Consider the following 18207-nt stretch of genomic DNA (forward strand, 5'->3'; position numbering starts at 1 on the left):
AATATTCTGCGGTGCATATTCCCCCGTAGTGTAGCGAAATTACCGTCCGGCGGACACTCCGGCCTGACCTGTCGGGGAGATGGAAAGATATGACAGTATCCTGCCCCCGGTAAGGATAAAAAAAAGCACCGCGCAAGCGGTGCTTTTTCGTATGTCAGTGGCCGTTTTTCGTCACATCAGACTGCGCTCTGGAAAATAACGCCGTCGGCTTTTTCCGTATACTGACTCAGACGGTCAAAGTTCAGATAACGGTAGGTATCACTGGCCGTTTGATCCACCTGCGCCATATAGTGCTGGTACTCTTCCGGGGAAGGCAGTTTGCCCAGTAACGATGAGATGGCTGCCAGTTCTGCTGAGGCCAGGTAAACATTTGCACCATTCCCCAGCCGGTTAGGGAAGTTACGGGTTGAGGTAGAGACCACTGTCGCCCCATCAGCCACCCTCGCCTGGTTTCCCATACATAGTGAACATCCCGGGATTTCCACACGGGCACCACTTTTCCCAAAGATACTGTAGTACCCTTCTTCGGTCAGTTGCGCAGCATCCATTTTGGTCGGCGGAGCCACCCACAGCCGGGTGGGCATCTGGCCTTTCTGACTGTCCAGCAATTTACCTGCAGCCCTGAAGTGACCAATATTTGTCATGCAGGAACCAATAAAGACTTCATCAATTTTTGTGCCCTGCACGTCTGATAATAAGCGGGCATCATCAGGATCGTTCGGTGCGCAGAGGATCGGCTGGGTGATCTCATTCAGATCGATATCAATAACGGCAGCATATTCTGCGTCTGTATCAGCTTCCAGTAACTGCGGGTCCGCCAGCCATTTTTCCATTCCCTGAATACGGCGTTCGATAGTACGGCGGTCACCGTAACCTTCAGCAATCATCCATTTCAGCAGCACAATATTTGAATTCAGGTACTCAATAATCGGCGCTTTATCCAGTTTAATGGTGCATCCCGCAGCTGAACGTTCTGCTGATGCATCTGACAACTCAAATGCCTGCTCGGCTTTCAGATCCGGCAGACCTTCTATCTCCAGTATCCGGCCGGAGAAAATATTTTTCTTCCCTTTTTTCTCAACAGTCAGCAGTCCCTGTCTGATGGCATATAACGGGATAGCATGGACCAGATCACGCAGAGTGATGCCCGGCTGCATTTTTCCGCTAAAACGGACTAATACCGACTCAGGCATATCCAGTGGCATAACCCCTGTTGCAGCCGCAAAAGCGACCAGCCCGGAACCGGCAGGGAAAGAAATACCAATCGGGAATCGGGTATGAGAATCACCGCCAGTCCCGACAGTATCCGGCAATAACATCCGGTTTAGCCAGCTATGTATAATCCCGTCCCCCGGACGCAGTGAAACCCCGCCGCGGTTCATAATAAAGTCCGGCAATGAATGCTGCATCGCAACGTCAACCGGTTTCGGGTACGCTGCCGTATGGCAAAATGACTGCATCACCAGGTCGGCGGAGAAGCCCAGACAGGCAAGATCTTTCAGCTCATCACGGGTCATCGGGCCAGTAGTATCCTGGGACCCGACCGAGGTCATTTTAGGCTCGCAATATTCACCCGGACGGATCCCGGTAACGCCACAGGCACGACCAACCATTTTCTGGGCCAGCGAGAAACCCCGGCTGCTTTTCTCAACATCCTTCGCCTTGCGGAATACATCACTGTGTGGCAGCCCAAGAGATTCACGGGCACGCGCAGTCAGACCACGCCCGATAATCAGCGGGATCCGGCCGCCGGCACGGACTTCATCCAGCAATACTTCTGTTTTCAGTGAAAAGGTATCCAGTAATTGATCGTTGTCATGACGACGGACTTCACCCTTATACGGATAAACATCAATGACATCGCCCATATTCAGCTTACTGACATCCAGTTCGATCGGTAATGCCCCCGCATCTTCCATCGTATTAAAGAAGATCGGCGCAATTTTACCGCCCAATACCAGACCCCCGCCTTTTTTATTCGGCACATAGGGAATATCTTCCCCCATAAACCACAATACCGAGTTGGTGGCCGATTTACGCGAAGAACCGGTACCGACAACATCCCCCGTATATACCAGCGGAAAGCCTTTGTTTTGCAACGCTTCGATTTGTTTAATCGGTCCGAGAGTGCCGGCATCATCGGGTTCAATACCTTCACGGGGGATCTTCAGCATCGCCAGCGCATGCAGCGGAATATCCGGTCGTGACCAGGCATCCGGGGCCGGGGACAGATCATCCGTATTCGTTTCACCGGTAACTTTAAACACGGTCAGGGTAATTTTTTCTGCCAGCTGCGGGCGGGAAAGATACCATTCAGCATCGGCCCAGGATTTCATGACCTGTTGTGCATAACGGTTACCCGCTTTGGCTTTTTCTTCCACATCATAGAAACTGTCAAACATCAGCAGGGTATGAGAGAGGGCTTTTGCGGCACCGGCGGCCAGCTTGTCGTCATCCAGCGCATCAATCAGCGGGTGAATGTTATATCCGCCCTGCATCGTCCCGAGCAATTCGACCGCTTTTTGCGGGGTGATCAGCGGAGAAACCGCTTCACCTTTGGTAATTGCGGCCAGAAAACCGGCTTTTACGTAAGCGGCTTCATCAACCCCTGGCGGCACCCGATTTATTAATAAGTCTGTAAGAAATTCTTCCTCGCCCTTTGGCGGAATTTTAAGCAGTTCAACCAGTGCCGCCATTTGGGTTGCGTCTAAGGGTTTTGGAACAATTCCCTGGGCAGCACGTTCGGCAACGTGCTTACGGTATTCTTCTAGCACGACGTTCTCCTCACTCACATTGTTTGACTTCCGGGCGCCGGGATCACCACTTAAAATTTTATCTGTGCAGGGTAACGGTGTCCGGTTCCGCTTCGGCAGCATATCAGTATCGCGGACAGTTGTTAATCTGTTTACAAAAAATCAACATCTATCTGCCGCAGTGATATTGCTATTTTTTTATATAATTGTCTGATAAATAAATACATTAAAACAAAGCCCTGCACCACTACTGAAACATAATCACAAAATATAACCACACGGGTCACTCTCCGTATAAGGCCCTGCGGCCCGCACAGCGGATAAAATTTACGCTGGTTGACCCGTGGTTTAAGTTACAGGTTTACCGGTAATAATAAAAACCTTATATTTTGCCCGTCTTTATTTACAGGAATATCCCTTGAACAGTTACCGAATAAACAAGGGCAGATAGTTGTTTGTCTGCCTCCCTGGCAGACAGCGAGCAATACGCCCCGCCTGTCCCACTTTTTCTCAGACGAGGTTATCCCCAATGATTACCCACACCCTTTTTCCCCCGGGTATATTCCGTATACACCAGCCAGCATAATTTTTTGTACCACAGCACTGCCCTTTAGTACCACCCATCAAGGAGCCAACAATGGATGATGACCCGACGAGGCAACGTTATACGCGTTGCAGGGGTATTCCCGCCTGATCCCCGAAAAATCTGCAACGCATCTCAACGACTGACTGCCCTCTGCCGCTGTGAAGCGTGCCCTGGCAGCAACCAAACGGACATAAAGAGATGACTCAGATTATAAATTCCGCTCTGCCAGTGCAGGGGAAAAAACAACTGGCAATACAAAATGACTGGCTGATTGCCCGCCATATTGCCACCAGTACCGAAGCAACCCTGCAATCCCTGGCTGCCACTACAGAAGGATTAGATGAACAGCAGGTCGCGGCCCGTCAGTCGCAGTTTGGCCCGAACGAAATTGCGGTAAAAAAAGCACCTCCGGCGTTACTGCAATGGCTGCTGGCGTTTAATAACCCGTTTATCTATGTGTTGCTGGCGTTAACCGCTGTCAGCTTTATCACTGACTACTGGATCCCGCGTAGTGCAGGAGAAGAAACCGATCTTACCAGTGTAACTATCATGGGCTGTATGATCCTGTTCAGTACTCTGCTGCGCTTTATCCAGGAATTCCGTACCAACAAAGCCGCTGAAGCACTGAACTCTCTTGTCGAAGTCACCGTGACCGTACGCCGTCAGGATCAACATCATCAGCCGGTACTCCTCAAAATACCGCGTCATCTGCTGGTACCCGGCGATATTGTCTTGCTCAGTGCCGGTGACATTATTCCTGCTGACTTGCGCTTACTGGAAACCAACTCTCTGCAACTGAATCAGTCATCGCTGACCGGAGAAACCTTACCGGTAGAAAAACATGCCCGGCCAGAAGCCGCAGAGATGCCGGAAGTTATCAGCGAAAATATCGTGCTGCATCAGCCCGCTATCGCACTAATGAGTACCAGTGTACTGAGTGGTTCAGCGACGGCCGTGGTTGTCGCTATCGGTGAACAGACCTGGTTTGGTTCGCTGGCGGGTAAAGTTGCCGGTGCAGCTCCCAAAACTTCTTTTGATAAAGGAGTGAACAGTGTCAGCTGGTTACTGATCCGCTTTATGGTACTGATGGTGCCGATCGTTTTCCTGATCAATGGTTTTACCAAGGGCGAATGGACCGAAGCCCTGTTCTTCTCACTGGCGGTGGCCGTCGGGCTGACTCCTGAAATGTTACCGATGATAGTCAGCACCAACCTGGCAAAAGGTGCCATGGCGCTGGCTGCCAGAAAAGTGGTGGTTAAACGCATCAATGCTATTCAGAACCTCGGGGCGATGAATATTCTGTGTACGGATAAAACCGGTACCCTTACTGACGATAATATCGTGCTGGAGCAAGCTCTGACTCCTGACGGTGAAGAAAATTTACAGATCGCGGAAATGGCCTGGCTGAATAGTCATTTTCAGCAAGGAATTGACAACCCGATGGACCGGGCTGTCTGTCAGTTTGCTGGGCAGCAGGGAATATCCCGCCGGTTGATGCATATCAGAAAAGCAGATGAGCTGCCTTTCGACTTCACCCGCCGCTGCCTGTCAGTCTCTGTTTATGATGACCATGGTCGTCAGCAGTTGATCAGCAAAGGGGCCAGTGAAGAAATGCTGGCCCGTTGTCTGAACGTTCAGACCGGTGGGAAAGAGCAACTGCTGACCCCGGCACTGCGCCAGCAGTTCCGGGACCGGATTGCCGCCTATAACCGTCAGGGATATCGGGTATTACTCCTCGGAAGTAAAACCCTGGATGCCGAACATTCATTACGCCGCCTGAATGATAAAGACGAACAGGATTTAACTCTGTGTGGTGTACTGTTATTCCTTGATCCGGTAAAACAAGGGGCCGACCTGGCTTTACGGTCACTGAAAGACCATGGCGTTGACGTGAAAGTACTGACCGGGGATAACGCTGAGGTGACCGAAAAAATCTGCCGTGATTTAGGCCTGTCAGCCGGAACCCCGTTACAGGGCCCGGAGATTGCCGCCATGGATGACCACAGTCTGCAACAGAAACTGGCCAGCCATACGATTTTTGCCCGGCTGACACCAACCGATAAAACCCGTATCGTCACCCTGTTACAGCAATCAGGGCATACTGTCGGTTTTCTTGGTGATGGCATCAATGATGCTGCTGCCTTGCATGCGGCTGATGTCGGTATTTCGGTAGAGAATGCAACACAAATAGCCCAGAGTGCAGCGGACATCATTTTGCTGGAGAAGGATCTTCAGGTACTGGAGCAAGGGGTCAGAATTGGCCGCCAGACCTTCGGCAATATCATCAAATACCTGAATATCACTGCCAGTTCTAATTTCGGCAACGTATTTTCGGTATTAATCGCCAGTGCTTTTATCCCCTTTATGCCGATGCTGGCAATACAGTTACTGCTGCAAAACCTGATTTATGATATCTCACAAATGCTGCTACCGTGGGACCGGATGGATGAAGAGTTCGTTGCTAAACCACGCCAATGGGATGCCGGGAACATCGGCCGGTTTATGCTGTTTATGGGACCCGTCTCCTCCGTGTTCGATGTCGCAACCTTCGCTGTGATGTGGCATATATTTGCTGCCCACAGCAGCGAAACACAATCATTGTTCCAGTCTGGCTGGTTTGTCGAAGGCTTATTATCACAAACACTGGTGGTTCATATGCTCCGGACACGAAAAATTCCGTTTATTCAGAGTTGTGCCCGCTGGCCGGTATTGCTCAGTACTCTGGTCGTGGTGATTATCGGGATTGCATTACCTTATTCGCCGCTGGCCGCAAACTTCCACTTACAGGCATTACCACTGGCCTATTTCCCGTGGCTGATCCTGATCCTTGCCGGTTACTGTTTACTGAGCCAGGTGATGAAACAGCTGTATTGCCGTCGTTTCGGTCAATGGTTTTAGCCCCGGCAGAACCGGGCTCCGGAAACAAAAAAAACGGCTCCACCGGAGCCGTTTCTGACATATGTTATACAGTTACTTTTTGCCGGCTTTCGGATTAGGCAGGTCAGTGATACTGCCTTCATAAACCTCTGCCGCCAGGCCTACAGACTCGTGCAATGTAGGGTGTGCATGGATAGTTAACGCAATATCTTCAGCATCACAACCCATTTCGATCGCCAGTCCGATTTCGCCTAACAATTCACCGCCATTTGTCCCGACAATCGCTCCGCCGATAACCCTATGAGATTCTTTATCGAAAATCAGTTTAGTCATGCCGTCGGCACAGTCGGAAGCAATTGCACGTCCCGACGCTGCCCATGGGAAGACAGAAACTTCATAGCTGATGCCTTTCTCTTTGGCTTCTTTTTCAGTCAGCCCCACCCAGGCAACTTCCGGCTCCGTATAGGCAATTGACGGAATCACTTTCGGATCAAAATAGTGTTTTTTACCGGAAATAACTTCTGCGGCCACATGCCCTTCGTGTACCCCTTTATGGGCCAGCATTGGCTGTCCGACAATATCACCGATAGCAAAGATATGCGGCACATTGGTGCGCATTTGCTTATCCACCTGAATAAAGCCGCGCTCATCGACTTCAACGCCCGCCTGACCGGCATCAAGGTTTTTACCGTTAGGCACTCGGCCGATCGCTACCAGTACAGCATCATAACGCTGCGGCTCTGCCGGGGCATTTTTGCCTTCCATTGAGACGTAGATCCCGTCCTCTTTGGCTTCAACCTGAGTTACTTTGGTTTCCAGCATCAGTCTGAACTGCTTACTGATGCGTTTCGTGAAGACTCTGACCACATCTTTATCTGCTGCCGGGATAACCTGATCAAACATTTCGACAACATCAATCTGAGAACCCAGGGCATGATACACGGTTCCCATTTCCAGACCGATAATTCCTCCGCCCATCACCAGCAGGCGTTCAGGGACGGTTTTCAGTTCCAGTGCATCCGTAGAGTCCCAGACTCTTGGATCATCATGAGGAATAAATGGCAGTTTTACCGGACGTGAACCCGCAGCAATAATCGCATTATCAAAATTAACCGTGGTCGCGCCGTTTTCACCTTCGACCAGCAGGGTATTCGCACCGGTGAATTTACCGATACCATTGACCACAGTCACTTTACGGCCTTTTGCCATACCAGCTAATCCGCCGGTCAGCTGATTAATCACTTTCTCTTTCCAGGTACGGACTTTATCAATATCGGTTTTTGGCTGTCCGAAGACAATCCCGTGAGCTTCCAGTGCCTTCGCTTCTTCGATGACTTTAGCAACATGCAACAATGCTTTGGAAGGGATACAACCGACATTAAGACATACACCGCCCAGGGTGCTGTAGCGTTCAACCAGAACGGTTTCTAATCCTAAATCGGCGCAGCGGAAAGCCGCAGAGTACCCTGCAGGGCCTGCGCCAAGTACCACGACCTGGGTTTTAATCTCTGTACTCATCATGACCTCTTATTTGACTATCCGGCGGTCCGACGTCAGTTGTTATCAGTGATAACGTCCAGCTAGCCACCGGGACGCATTTAGCGCAAGAGTTTACAGAATTGTTAACAAACTGCAAACAGCTTTATCTGAACTGACCGGCGCCTTTTCCTGCGCCGGGAAACCGCTGCCGGACAGGGCTGCCAACGCCGAAAAGGGACCTGTCACTGTCTTTATATACCAATAAGGCCGGTGTTCACCGGCCTTATCTGCCCTGCATTACATTACCAGGCGACGAATATCTGACAGTACCTGATTAATATAAGTAATGAAGCGTGCACCGTCTGCACCATCAATGACCCGGTGGTCAAAAGATAACGACAGTGGCAGCATCAGACGCGGAGTAAACTCTTTACCATTCCATACAGGTTTCATCGCGGACTTAGAAACACCAAGGATAGCCACTTCAGGCGCGTTAACTATCGGAGTGAACGAGGTAGTACCCAGTCCGCCAAGGCTGGAGATGGTAAAGCATCCGCCCTGCATATCACCGGAGGTCAGTTTTCCGCCACGGGCCTTTTGGGATATCTCCATAAGTTCACGGGATAACTCAAGAATGCCTTTTTTGTTCACATCACGGAATACCGGGACCACCAGTCCGTTAGGTGTATCAACGGCTACCCCGATATTAATATATTTCTTCAGGGTTAAACGTTGCGCATCTTCAGAAATTGAACTGTTAAACCGCGGGAAAGCTTCCAGCGCTTTAGCAACCGCTTTCATAATAAACACAACCGGAGTGATTTTGACCTCCAGTTTTTGTTTCCCGGCGTCCGCATTCTGCTGCTTGCGGAACGCTTCCAGTTCTGTGATATCTGCTTCGTCGAAGTGTGTCACATGCGGGATCATCATCCAGTTACGGCTCAGGTTAGCCCCCGAAAGCTTCTGGATGCGTCCCAGTTCAACTTCTTCGATATCACCAAATTTGCTGAAATCGACTTTTGGCCATGGCAGCATACCGCTGATCCCGCCAGCGGCAGGTGACTCGGCACGCTTCACCGCTTCTTTTACATAGGCCTGAACGTCTTCACGCAGAATACGTTGCTTACGGCCGGTCCCTTTGACTTTCGCCAGGTTAACCCCGAATTCCCGCGCAAGACGACGGATCACCGGAGTCGCATGCACATAGGCATCATTTTCTGCGAAGTCGCCCGCTGCTGCCGGCGGTGCCGTTTTCACCGGTGCCGGTGCTGGCGCGGTTGCCGGTGCAGCAGGCGAAGCTTCGGCCGCTGCCGCGGCTGGCTGCGGCGCATTGTTAGTACCGGCAACGTCAAATACCATGATTAATGACCCGGTACTGACTTTATCACCGGTGGCAATCCGGATTTCTTTAACTGTTCCGGCAAAAGGCGCAGGGACTTCCATTGACGCTTTGTCGCCTTCAACGGTTATCAGTGATTGCTCAGTTTCAACCTTGTCACCGACTTTGACCATAATTTCAGTGACTTCAACTTCGTCGCCACCAATATCAGGGACATTCACTTCTTTCGCCTGCATTGCGGCAGAAGCCGGAGCGCTTTCAGCCTGTGGTGCCGGAGCATCTGCGGGTGCAGGTGACTGTTGTGAATCTGCCGTGTCAAAGATCATGATCAGTGATCCGGTGGCAACTTTGTCACCGATATTCACTCTGATTTCTTTAATCACACCCGCCTGTGGTGACGGCACCTCCATCGATGCCTTGTCCCCTTCTACCGTGATAAGGGACTGTTCTGTCTCAACCTTATCACCCACTTTCACCAGAATCTCGGTGACTTCAACTTCATCGGAACCGATATCCGGTACGTTGATTTCGATAGACATCAATAATTACCTCTTATGCCAGACGCGGGTTGACTTTATCTGCATGGATATCGAATTTGCGGATAGCTTCAGCCACCACATTTTTATCAATTTCACCACGTTTAGCCAGTTCACCCAGAGCAGCCACCACCACATAAGAAGCATCCACTTCAAAATGATGACGCAGATTTTCGCGGCTGTCGGAGCGGCCAAATCCGTCGGTCCCCAGCACTCGATAATCACTGGCAGGGATATAGTTACGTACCTGCTCTGCAAACAGTTTCATATAATCGGTGGACGCCACCGCCGGCGCATCATCCATTACCTGTGCAATATAAGGCACACGCGGTGTTTCGGTCGGATGCAGCATATTCCAGCGTTCACAATCCTGTCCGTCACGGGCCAGTTCGGTGAAGGAAGTCACACTGTAGATATCAGAGCCTACACCGTAGTCTTTGGCCAGAATTTCTGCTGCTTCACGAACATGACGCAGGATGGAACCTGATCCCAGCAACTGAACTTTACCTTTACTGCCTGCAACTGTATCCAGCTTATAAATACCTTTACGGATACCCTCTTCGGCACCTGCCGGCATCGCTGGCATATGGTAGTTTTCGTTCAGGGTCGTGATGTAGTAGTAGACATTTTCCTGAGCGTCACCGTACATCCGCTCCAGACCGTCATGCATAATCACGGCCACTTCATAAGCATATGCCGGGTCATACGAAATACAGTTAGGGATAGTCAGAGACTGAATATGACTGTGGCCATCTTCATGCTGCAGACCTTCACCGTTCAGTGTTGTACGGCCTGATGTTCCGCCCACCAGGAACCCGCGGGCCTGCTGATCGCCGGCAGCCCAGCATAAATCGCCGATACGCTGGAAACCAAACATTGAGTAGTAGATGTAGAACGGGATCATTGGCAGGTTGTTGGTGCTGTACGATGTTGCAGCCGCCAGCCAGGACGCCCCGGCACCCAGTTCGTTAATCCCTTCCTGCAGGATCTGACCTTTCTCGTCTTCTTTATAGTACGCGACCTGCTCACGATCCTGAGGGGTATATTGCTGACCGTTCGGGCTATAGATACCGATCTGCCGGAACAGTCCTTCCATACCAAAGGTACGGGCTTCATCGGCAAGAATAGGTACCAGACGATCTTTGATCGAAGGATTTTTCAGCATCACATTCAGTGCACGCACGAAAGCGATGGTGGTAGAGATTTCTTTATTCTGTTCTTCCAGCAAGGATTTAAATTCGTCCAGAGCAGGAATAGCCAGCTTCTCAGAGAATTTCTCCTGACGACTCGGCAGATATCCGCCCAGTTTTTCGCGCTGACCATGCAGATAGTTATATTCTTCAGAACCTTCCTCGAAGGTAATGTACGGCAGGCTTTCGATATTCTCATCACTGACAGGGACATTAAAACGATCACGGATATAGCGTACGCCATCCATATTCATCTTTTTCACCTGGTGAGCAATATTCTTACCTTCCGCCGTTTCACCCATACCGTAGCCTTTCACAGTATGCGCCAGAATAACCACCGGTTTGCCCTGAGTGTCCTGTGCTTTTTTCAGTGCCGCATAGACTTTTTTCGGGTCATGACCACCACGGTTCAGAGACCAGATCTCATCATCGGTCATATCTTTGACTAACTCAGCCGTTTCCGGATATTTACCAAAGAAATGTTCACGGACATACGCGCCGTTCTTCGATTTAAAGGTCTGATAATCGCCATCCACGGTTTCGTTCATTAGCTGGATCAGCTTACCACTGGTATCTTTACGCAGCAGTTCATCCCAGCGATCGCCCCAGATGACTTTAATCACTTCCCAGCCGGCTCCGGCAAAAATACCGTCCAGCTCATTAATGATTTTACCGTTACCTGTCACCGGACCATCCAGTCGCTGCAGGTTACAGTTAATGATAAAGACCAGATTATCCAGTTTTTCACGGGTCGCAATGGTAATGGCCCCTTTGGATTCCGGCTCATCCATTTCACCATCACCAAGGAAGGCATACACCGTCTGCGCTGATGTCTTTTTCAGCCCGCGATGTTCCAGATATTTCAGGAATTTAGCCTGATAGATCGCAGCCAGTGGCCCCAGCCCCATAGAGACGGTCGGGAACTGCCAGAAATCCGGCATCAGTTTCGGGTGTGGATAGGAAGATAATCCCTTGCCATGTACTTCCTGACGGAAGTTATTCATCTGCTCTTCGGTCAGACGACCTTCCAGGAACGCACGGGAGTAAATTCCCGGAGAAATATGTCCCTGGAAATACACCAGGTCGCCACCATCCTGTGCCGTACGGGCACGGAAAAAGTGGTTAAAACACACTTCGTAGATAGTTGCCGAAGACTGGAAAGACGACATATGTCCGCCCAGTTCCAAATCTTTTTTGGAAGCACGTAATACGGCCATAATAGCATTCCAGCGAATGGCTGAACGAATGCGTCGCTCCAGTGACTGATTCCCCGGGTATTCCGGTTCATCTTCAACAGCAATAGTATTGACATAGTTGTGTGCCGTTACTCCGGCTGCAACATTCACACCACCTTTGCGTGCAGCATCCAGTACCTGATCAATTAAGTACTGAGCGCGTTCAACACCTTCTTCACGGATGACCGATTCGAGCGCCTGTAGCCAGTCGCGGGTTTCAATCGGATCCACGTCATTAGGTAAACGTTCTGACATGGGGTTATTCCTTATCTGTGTCTATTACGTTGATTTTTAATAAGGTTATCTGTAACGGCCGTCTTTCAGGGTACAGAACCGCGATAACCCTATCTTTATTGCACACCTCAATGTGCCTAATCCTTGCGTTGCTGGAGACGCCTTAATGAACGTTCCCGCCGGCTTTGCTCCCGGCTTCTGTCCAGCAATATTTCCTCAATAAACGCCAGGTGTGAGTGTGATTCTTCACGGGCTTTTTCCGGCTCTCGTGCAATAATCGCCTCAAATATTCTGGCGCGGTGCCCGCTCACTTTCGCCAGCATATCGCGGCGTAAGTAGAGGATTTCAAAATTTTGCCGGACATTTTGCTCAAGTAACGGCCCCATCGCACGTACCAGATGGAGTAATACCGCATTATGGGCGGCTTCAGTGACCGTTATTTGATATTTAATGACAGCATCGGCTTCAGCATCCAGATTCCCGCTATCCTGTGCCTGACGGATACGGAGATAGTATTCACGAATGCGCAGTAAGTCTTCTTCGGTCCCGCGTAATGCTGCATAATACGCAGCGATCCCTTCCAGCGCATGGCGCGTTTCCAGCAGATCAAAGCGGGATTCAGAAGAGTTTGCCAGTAAACCGACCAGCGGATCGCTTACACTGTGCCAGAGGTCACTTTGCACAAAGGTTCCTCCGCCCTGACGACGTAGCAACAGGCCTCTGGCCTCAAGACGCAGAATAGCCTCACGTACCGAGGGACGCGACACTTCAAATTGGCGGGCCAGTTCACGCTCCGGGGGGAGTTGCTCTCCCGGACACAGGGAACCTTCCATAATAAGCGATTCCAGCTGCTGTTCAATCACATCAGACAGCTTAGGTTGTCGGATTTTGTTATATGCCATCACAGATGATTTTTATCTTCCTGACCGGGTTCCGGATAATTGGTATTACCAATTGACAGAATATGGCGGTAAAGTAACAAACTATTTACCAGGTGTCTATATTCTGCAATCACGTTTCCGGAAGGATCAAATCTGGTTATTGTCAGATTTCAGGTCAGCATTCAGAGGAGTATTCGGCGGTTGTGCAGATAATCTGCATTTATTTTCCGGATAAATATGTTTGAAAACAAATGCTCTGCCACCCTGTGTTATATTCTCCACTCTGCAAGCTGATGACAATTCTCTCCTTTTGCGCACGAAACAACAAAAGCAAGGTGCAAAGCACCTGACTTATCACTATTCTGATGCGCGGACCGACAGGTACTGCTACCGGGGGTCACAGGGTAAAATAATAATCATAGTCAATAAATAGCTGCATCTGTTACTGCGGATCGCAGTGTTATTCATTATTACGAGGTTTTTATGGAAAAACAGCAAGAGGACACACTGAACAGGGGGTTGAAAAACCGCCATATTCAGTTGATCGCTCTGGGTGGCGCTATTGGTACCGGCCTGTTTCTGGGGATTGCACAAACAATTAAAATGGCCGGGCCTTCTGTTCTGCTGGGTTATGCCATTGGCGGATTTATCGCCTTTTTGATTATGCGCCAGCTGGGCGAAATGGTAGTTGAAGAACCGGTTGCCGGGTCATTCAGCCACTTTGCTTATAAATACTGGGGCAGTTTTGCCGGCTTTGCTTCCGGCTGGAATTACTGGGTACTGTACGTGCTGGTCGCCATGGCAGAACTTACGGCTGTCGGTGTTTACATCCAGTACTGGTGGCCGGAAATCCCTACCTGGGTTTCTGCAGCTATCTTCTTTGTGCTGATTAATGCCATCAATCTGACCAACGTTAAAGTCTATGGTGAAATGGAGTTCTGGTTTTCCATTATCAAAGTGGTGGCAGTGGTCAGTATGATTATATTCGGTGGCTGGCTGCTGTTTAGCGGTACTGGCGGACCCGATGCTTCAGTAACCAATATATGGCAGGCAGGCGGATTTTTCCCGCACGGTATCACCGGACTGGTGATGTCGATGGCAGTCATAATGTTCTCGTTTGGCGGGCTTGAACTGGTAGGGATTACGGCTGCTGAAGCAGACAACCCTGAAAAAAGTATTCCGAAAGCCACCAACCAGGTCCTGTACCGGATCCTGATTTTTTATATTGGCTCTCTGACAATACTGTTATCCTTATATCCGTGGACCAAAGTTGTTGAAGGCGGCAGTCCGTTTGTACTGATCTTCCATGAACTGGGCGACAGCCTGGTGGCTAACGCCCTGAACGTGGTGATCCTGACAGCCGCTTTATCTGTATATAACAGCTGTGTATACAGTAACAGCCGTATGCTGTACGGTCTGGCAAAACAGGGCAATGGTCCGCGCGCGTTACTGAAAGTTGACCGTCGTGGCGTCCCCTATATAGCTTTAGGGCTGTCGGCGTTTGCCACTGCTATCGGTGTCCTGATTAATTACCTGATGCCAGCGAAAGCCTTTGGTTTACTGATGTCACTGGTGGTATCCGCACTGGTAATCAACTGGGCAATGATCAGTCTGGCACACCTGAAGTTCCGTAAAGCGAAAGATAAGCAGGGTGTTATCACCCGTTTCAGGGCACTGTTCTACCCGGTTGGTAACTGGATCTGCCTGCTGTTCCTCGCTGCAATCCTGGTGGTTATGGCAATCACTCCCGGTATGGCTATTTCGGTCTGGCTCATCCCGGTCTGGCTGATAATTCTGGCCATCGGCTATCTGTTCACCGTTAAGCGTCGCACTCTCTGACCATTACTGCAGAAAAAGACGCGCTCTCCCGTCTGCGGGGGACCGGCAGGACACCATAAAAAACGGGCCCGGTAATACTTAGCGGGCCCGTTTTTTTTACTGGCTGACGGGGACAACACACTTATAACAATGCACCGCTAATAGTCAGCAGTGCCACCACCACCACCAGTACCAGTGTAATACGTTTCGCCAGCGCCACCGCCATACGCGGCTTTTCGACTTTATCGTTGCAGGGATCACGCTCCAGCGAAAACTGAGCAAGCTGTGTCAGTACCTGATAAGGTTTACGACGAAAATCAGTCAGAAACTTCAGCCATGCCGGTAACGCTTTTTCCCCGTGGCCCAGCAAAGCATAGGCCAGCCCCGCCAGGCGAACCGGAATCCAGTCTGCGATAAACAGCAGACGGTCGACTCCCGACTGTTCACGTTCAGCCGCCGTATGATGGGCCGCCAGCCATCCCTGCCAGGCACGTAAAAAAGCGTAACCTGCCAGAGTCACCGGTCCCCAGGGACCGCCGGCGACAAACCAGAACAAAGGAGCCAGGTAAAAACGGTAGTTAATCCACAGTAATGCATTCTGTAACTCGCGCAAATACACCCGCTGGTTCACGGTTTCCGGCAGACCATGTATCACACTTAACTCTTCTGCCATCGCCTGATGTGCGGCATTATCATCCGTACTGGCGGATTTCAGGTAAGCATGATAGTGCTGGCGGGTAATACCGGCGCCAATACACAATACGCCAACCAGCACCCACAGTACTAACGAAGCAACACCAAACAACAGCCCCTGCAAGCTGTGTACCACAACCAGTGTAATCAGCATCGCCAGAATCACCATGCCGCCGGTACGCACCAGCGAAAAATGGGTCTGGCCACGAAATACAGGTTTAAGGCGGTGTTCGAGCTGCCAGTGTTCGCCGAGCTTAAATAAACGCTCCCAGCCAAGTACCAGTAACAAAGTAAATAACGTCATGCTTTCCAGCCTTTATCTCATTGGGTTCCGGTTTACTTATTCGTCATAGCAAGCAGTTGTTGCCGGTAATATTGCCAGTCAAAAGCCTCTCCCGGGTCTGTCTTACGGCCCGGTGCAATATCACTGTGTCCGGTGATATGTTCACTTTTAATCGGATAGTACTTCATCAGTGTCCGTGTCAGCAGACAAAGGGCATGATACTGCTGTTCTGTATAAGGCAGAACATCCGTCCCTTCCAGCTCAATACCAATGGAGAAATCGTTACAATTGTCCTGCCCCTGATAAGACGATTGTCCGGCATGCCAGGCGCGTTTATCAAAAGCAACATACTGGACGATTTCCCCGTCACGGCGGATCAGACAATGGGCGGCCACCTTCAGGGCGGCAATTTCACTGAAATAAGGATCAGCCTGAGGATCAAGGCACCCCGTAAACAACTGATCAATCCACGGCCCGCCGAATTCCCCCGGCGGAAGACTGATATTATGTACCACCAACAGCCAGGGGCTGGTATCTTCCGGACGCAGGTTAAAATGTTCTGAAGGTACCTTTCTGGCCTCTGCCAGCCAGCCTGATTCTATTTTCATCTTCGCGCTGTTCTCCGCCAGGGTTCGAGAATATCATAAATACTGCCATGATATTGTTTCACGTCATTGGAGGCCAGTCATGGATGCTTATTGTGACGATTCATATGGTTACCAAATACTTAACTGGTTACGCTATTCAACTGGCAGCGCGGCAGACACCGGGCTACAGTATTTATTCCTGTGACTAAAGGAGCAAACTTCCTTATGCCGATAAGCCATTACGCTGCAGAGCACAGCCATCAGCTGTTACTCGAACGAATCAAAACCGAAATTCCCGAATACGTAAAACAGGCACTGAAAGATACCCGCCCCAGCCGTCTGATCCCAAAACACAGGCAGGGTCAGGCGATAATCAGTTGCGGGGAAGACGGTATTTTCTGTGGCAAAGCATGGGTCGATGAACTTTTTAGTCAGCTGGATCCCGGCATTAACGTACAGTGGCAGGTAAATGATGCGGACAATATCCGCACCGGTCAGACACTGGCTACAGTCAGTGGCCCTGCGGCTGTACTGCTGAGTGCAGAAAGTACCCTGTTACGTTTTTTAAAGACCTTATCCGGCGCGGCAACCCATATAGCGCACTGTATCAGCCTGTTATCGGGCGACGTGACACGCTTTATCGATACTCTCAGCAATATCAGCGGGACCGATAGCCTGAAATATGCGTTGCTGACCGGCGCCGGACAATCGAAACGGCTGGATTTTTGCGATACGATCCCACTGAAAGAGAACCATATCATTGCCTGTGGATCAGTCTCTGAGGCGATAGAAAATGCCCGCTGGATAGACCCCGATCGGCCAGTTGAGATTGAAGTCACTTCCGGTGAGCAACTGGCAGAGGCTATCCGCGCCGGGGCAAACATTATCCTGCTGCGCAATTTCACCCGGGGCGACACCCTTGATGCTATTACGGCCGTCCGGCAGAGTGCCGTACAAATACTCCTCGAAGCCGGGGGGAATATTTCACCGGATCAGCTGCAGGAACTAAGCCTGACGGGTATCGATTACATTTCTGCAGATTCACTGATCCGCCATTATCGCCCGCTGGATATCTCCCTGCAATTTATCGCCACTGCCGGCTAAACGGCGCGAATAACGGGGACTTTTTCTGAAGCTGTCCCCTATAGATTTTAAACTCAATGCAACACAAGCCGGTTAACCCTGAGCCATCCCCGGTACTGTTATTTTCGCTGCCCGGCACTGAGTATCTCTGAGTTACTCTCCTTTTCCCGTCCATAAGGAGAGCCGCATGTATAACCAGCAAGGATTTACCCTGATCGAGCTGATGATTGTTATTGCGATTATCGCCATCCTCAGTGCTATCGGTCTGCCCGCTTACCAGAATTACCTGCAGAAAGCAGCAATCACCGATATGTTGCAACTGATGATGCCCTACAAAACGGCCATTGAATTATGCAGTATGGAAAAAGGGACTGTGCAGGGGTGCAATGCCGAAAGCTACGGCATTCCGGGCGTTAAGGGGTCCCGTTATGCTGAAAAAGTACAAATCAGCGATGGGCAAATGACACTGCGGGGGCTGGAAACCCTTAGCGGGTTAACCGTCAGACTTTTCCCCCAATGGGATCCTCAGTCAGGCGATTTCCGGTGGCAAAAAAAATGGTTCATCGCGTTTTACCGGGGAACGCTGCTTTTATCTTCAGGAAGAAGTATTCATTATCCCGGTATCCATATGCC

At 50.4% G+C, this 18207-nt stretch carries 10 protein-coding genes and 1 pseudogene; 4 read left to right on the forward strand and 7 right to left on the reverse strand.

What is annotated here, in order from left to right; translation table 11 throughout:
- Positions 1–176: 176 nt before the first annotated feature.
- A complete protein-coding gene (gene acnB, locus JK211_RS09110; protein WP_212708363.1) occupies positions 177–2774 on the reverse strand; it encodes a bifunctional aconitate hydratase 2/2-methylisocitrate dehydratase in 2598 nt (865 codons plus the stop codon).
- Positions 2775–3537: 763 nt separating this feature from the next.
- Between acnB and mgtA the strand changes: the two genes are divergently transcribed.
- Entirely contained in the window at positions 3538–6237 is a 2700-nt protein-coding gene (mgtA, locus tag JK211_RS09115; RefSeq protein WP_212708364.1) for a magnesium-translocating P-type ATPase, read from the forward strand.
- Between the two features lie 72 nt (positions 6238–6309).
- Here the strand turns inward: mgtA and lpdA are convergent, their stop codons facing one another.
- The 4 genes from lpdA to pdhR all read right to left on the reverse strand — a co-directional run bounded on the left by lpdA (position 6310) and on the right by pdhR (position 13131).
- On the reverse strand, positions 6310–7734 hold the full coding sequence (lpdA, locus tag JK211_RS09120; protein WP_212708375.1) for a dihydrolipoyl dehydrogenase: 1425 nt from the start codon (positions 7732–7734) through the stop codon (positions 6310–6312).
- A gap of 258 nt (positions 7735–7992) precedes the next feature.
- Complete coding sequence (gene aceF / locus JK211_RS09125; RefSeq protein WP_212708365.1) at positions 7993–9573, reverse strand: pyruvate dehydrogenase complex dihydrolipoyllysine-residue acetyltransferase; 1581 nt, start codon at positions 9571–9573, stop codon at positions 7993–7995.
- A 13-nt stretch (positions 9574–9586) separates the two neighbouring features.
- Complete coding sequence (gene aceE / locus JK211_RS09130; RefSeq protein WP_212708366.1) at positions 9587–12250, reverse strand: pyruvate dehydrogenase (acetyl-transferring), homodimeric type; 2664 nt, start codon at positions 12248–12250, stop codon at positions 9587–9589.
- A gap of 116 nt (positions 12251–12366) precedes the next feature.
- The gene (gene pdhR / locus JK211_RS09135; protein WP_212708376.1) at positions 12367–13131 is read right to left on the reverse strand and encodes a pyruvate dehydrogenase complex transcriptional repressor PdhR; all 765 of its coding nucleotides are present in this window, start codon (positions 13129–13131) and stop codon (positions 12367–12369) included.
- A 462-nt stretch (positions 13132–13593) separates the two neighbouring features.
- Between pdhR and aroP the strand changes: the two genes are divergently transcribed.
- Positions 13594–14949 (forward strand): aromatic amino acid transporter AroP, encoded by a 1356-nt coding sequence (aroP, locus tag JK211_RS09140; protein WP_212708367.1) that lies wholly within the window; start codon positions 13594–13596, stop codon positions 14947–14949.
- A 121-nt stretch (positions 14950–15070) separates the two neighbouring features.
- Here the strand turns inward: aroP and ampE are convergent, their stop codons facing one another.
- Together ampE and ampD are read right to left on the reverse strand one after the other, a co-directional pair.
- Positions 15071–15925 (reverse strand): beta-lactamase regulator AmpE, encoded by an 855-nt coding sequence (gene ampE / locus JK211_RS09145; protein ID WP_212708368.1) that lies wholly within the window; start codon positions 15923–15925, stop codon positions 15071–15073.
- 32 nt (positions 15926–15957) lie between these two features.
- Complete coding sequence (ampD, locus tag JK211_RS09150; protein ID WP_212708369.1) at positions 15958–16512, reverse strand: 1,6-anhydro-N-acetylmuramyl-L-alanine amidase AmpD; 555 nt, start codon at positions 16510–16512, stop codon at positions 15958–15960.
- A 204-nt stretch (positions 16513–16716) separates the two neighbouring features.
- Here ampD and nadC point away from each other — a divergent pair, with 204 nt between their 5' ends.
- Entirely contained in the window at positions 16717–17595 is an 879-nt protein-coding gene (gene nadC / locus JK211_RS09155; protein ID WP_212708370.1) for a carboxylating nicotinate-nucleotide diphosphorylase, read from the forward strand.
- 166 nt (positions 17596–17761) lie between these two features.
- Positions 17762–18127: pseudogene (ppdD, locus tag JK211_RS09160) on the forward strand (prepilin peptidase-dependent pilin); the annotation flags it as partial.
- Between the last annotated feature and the right edge of the window lie 80 nt (positions 18128–18207).

This window comes from Tatumella sp. JGM130 (genome assembly GCF_018257525.1).
Lineage (GTDB): Bacteria > Pseudomonadota > Gammaproteobacteria > Enterobacterales > Enterobacteriaceae > Tatumella > Tatumella punctata.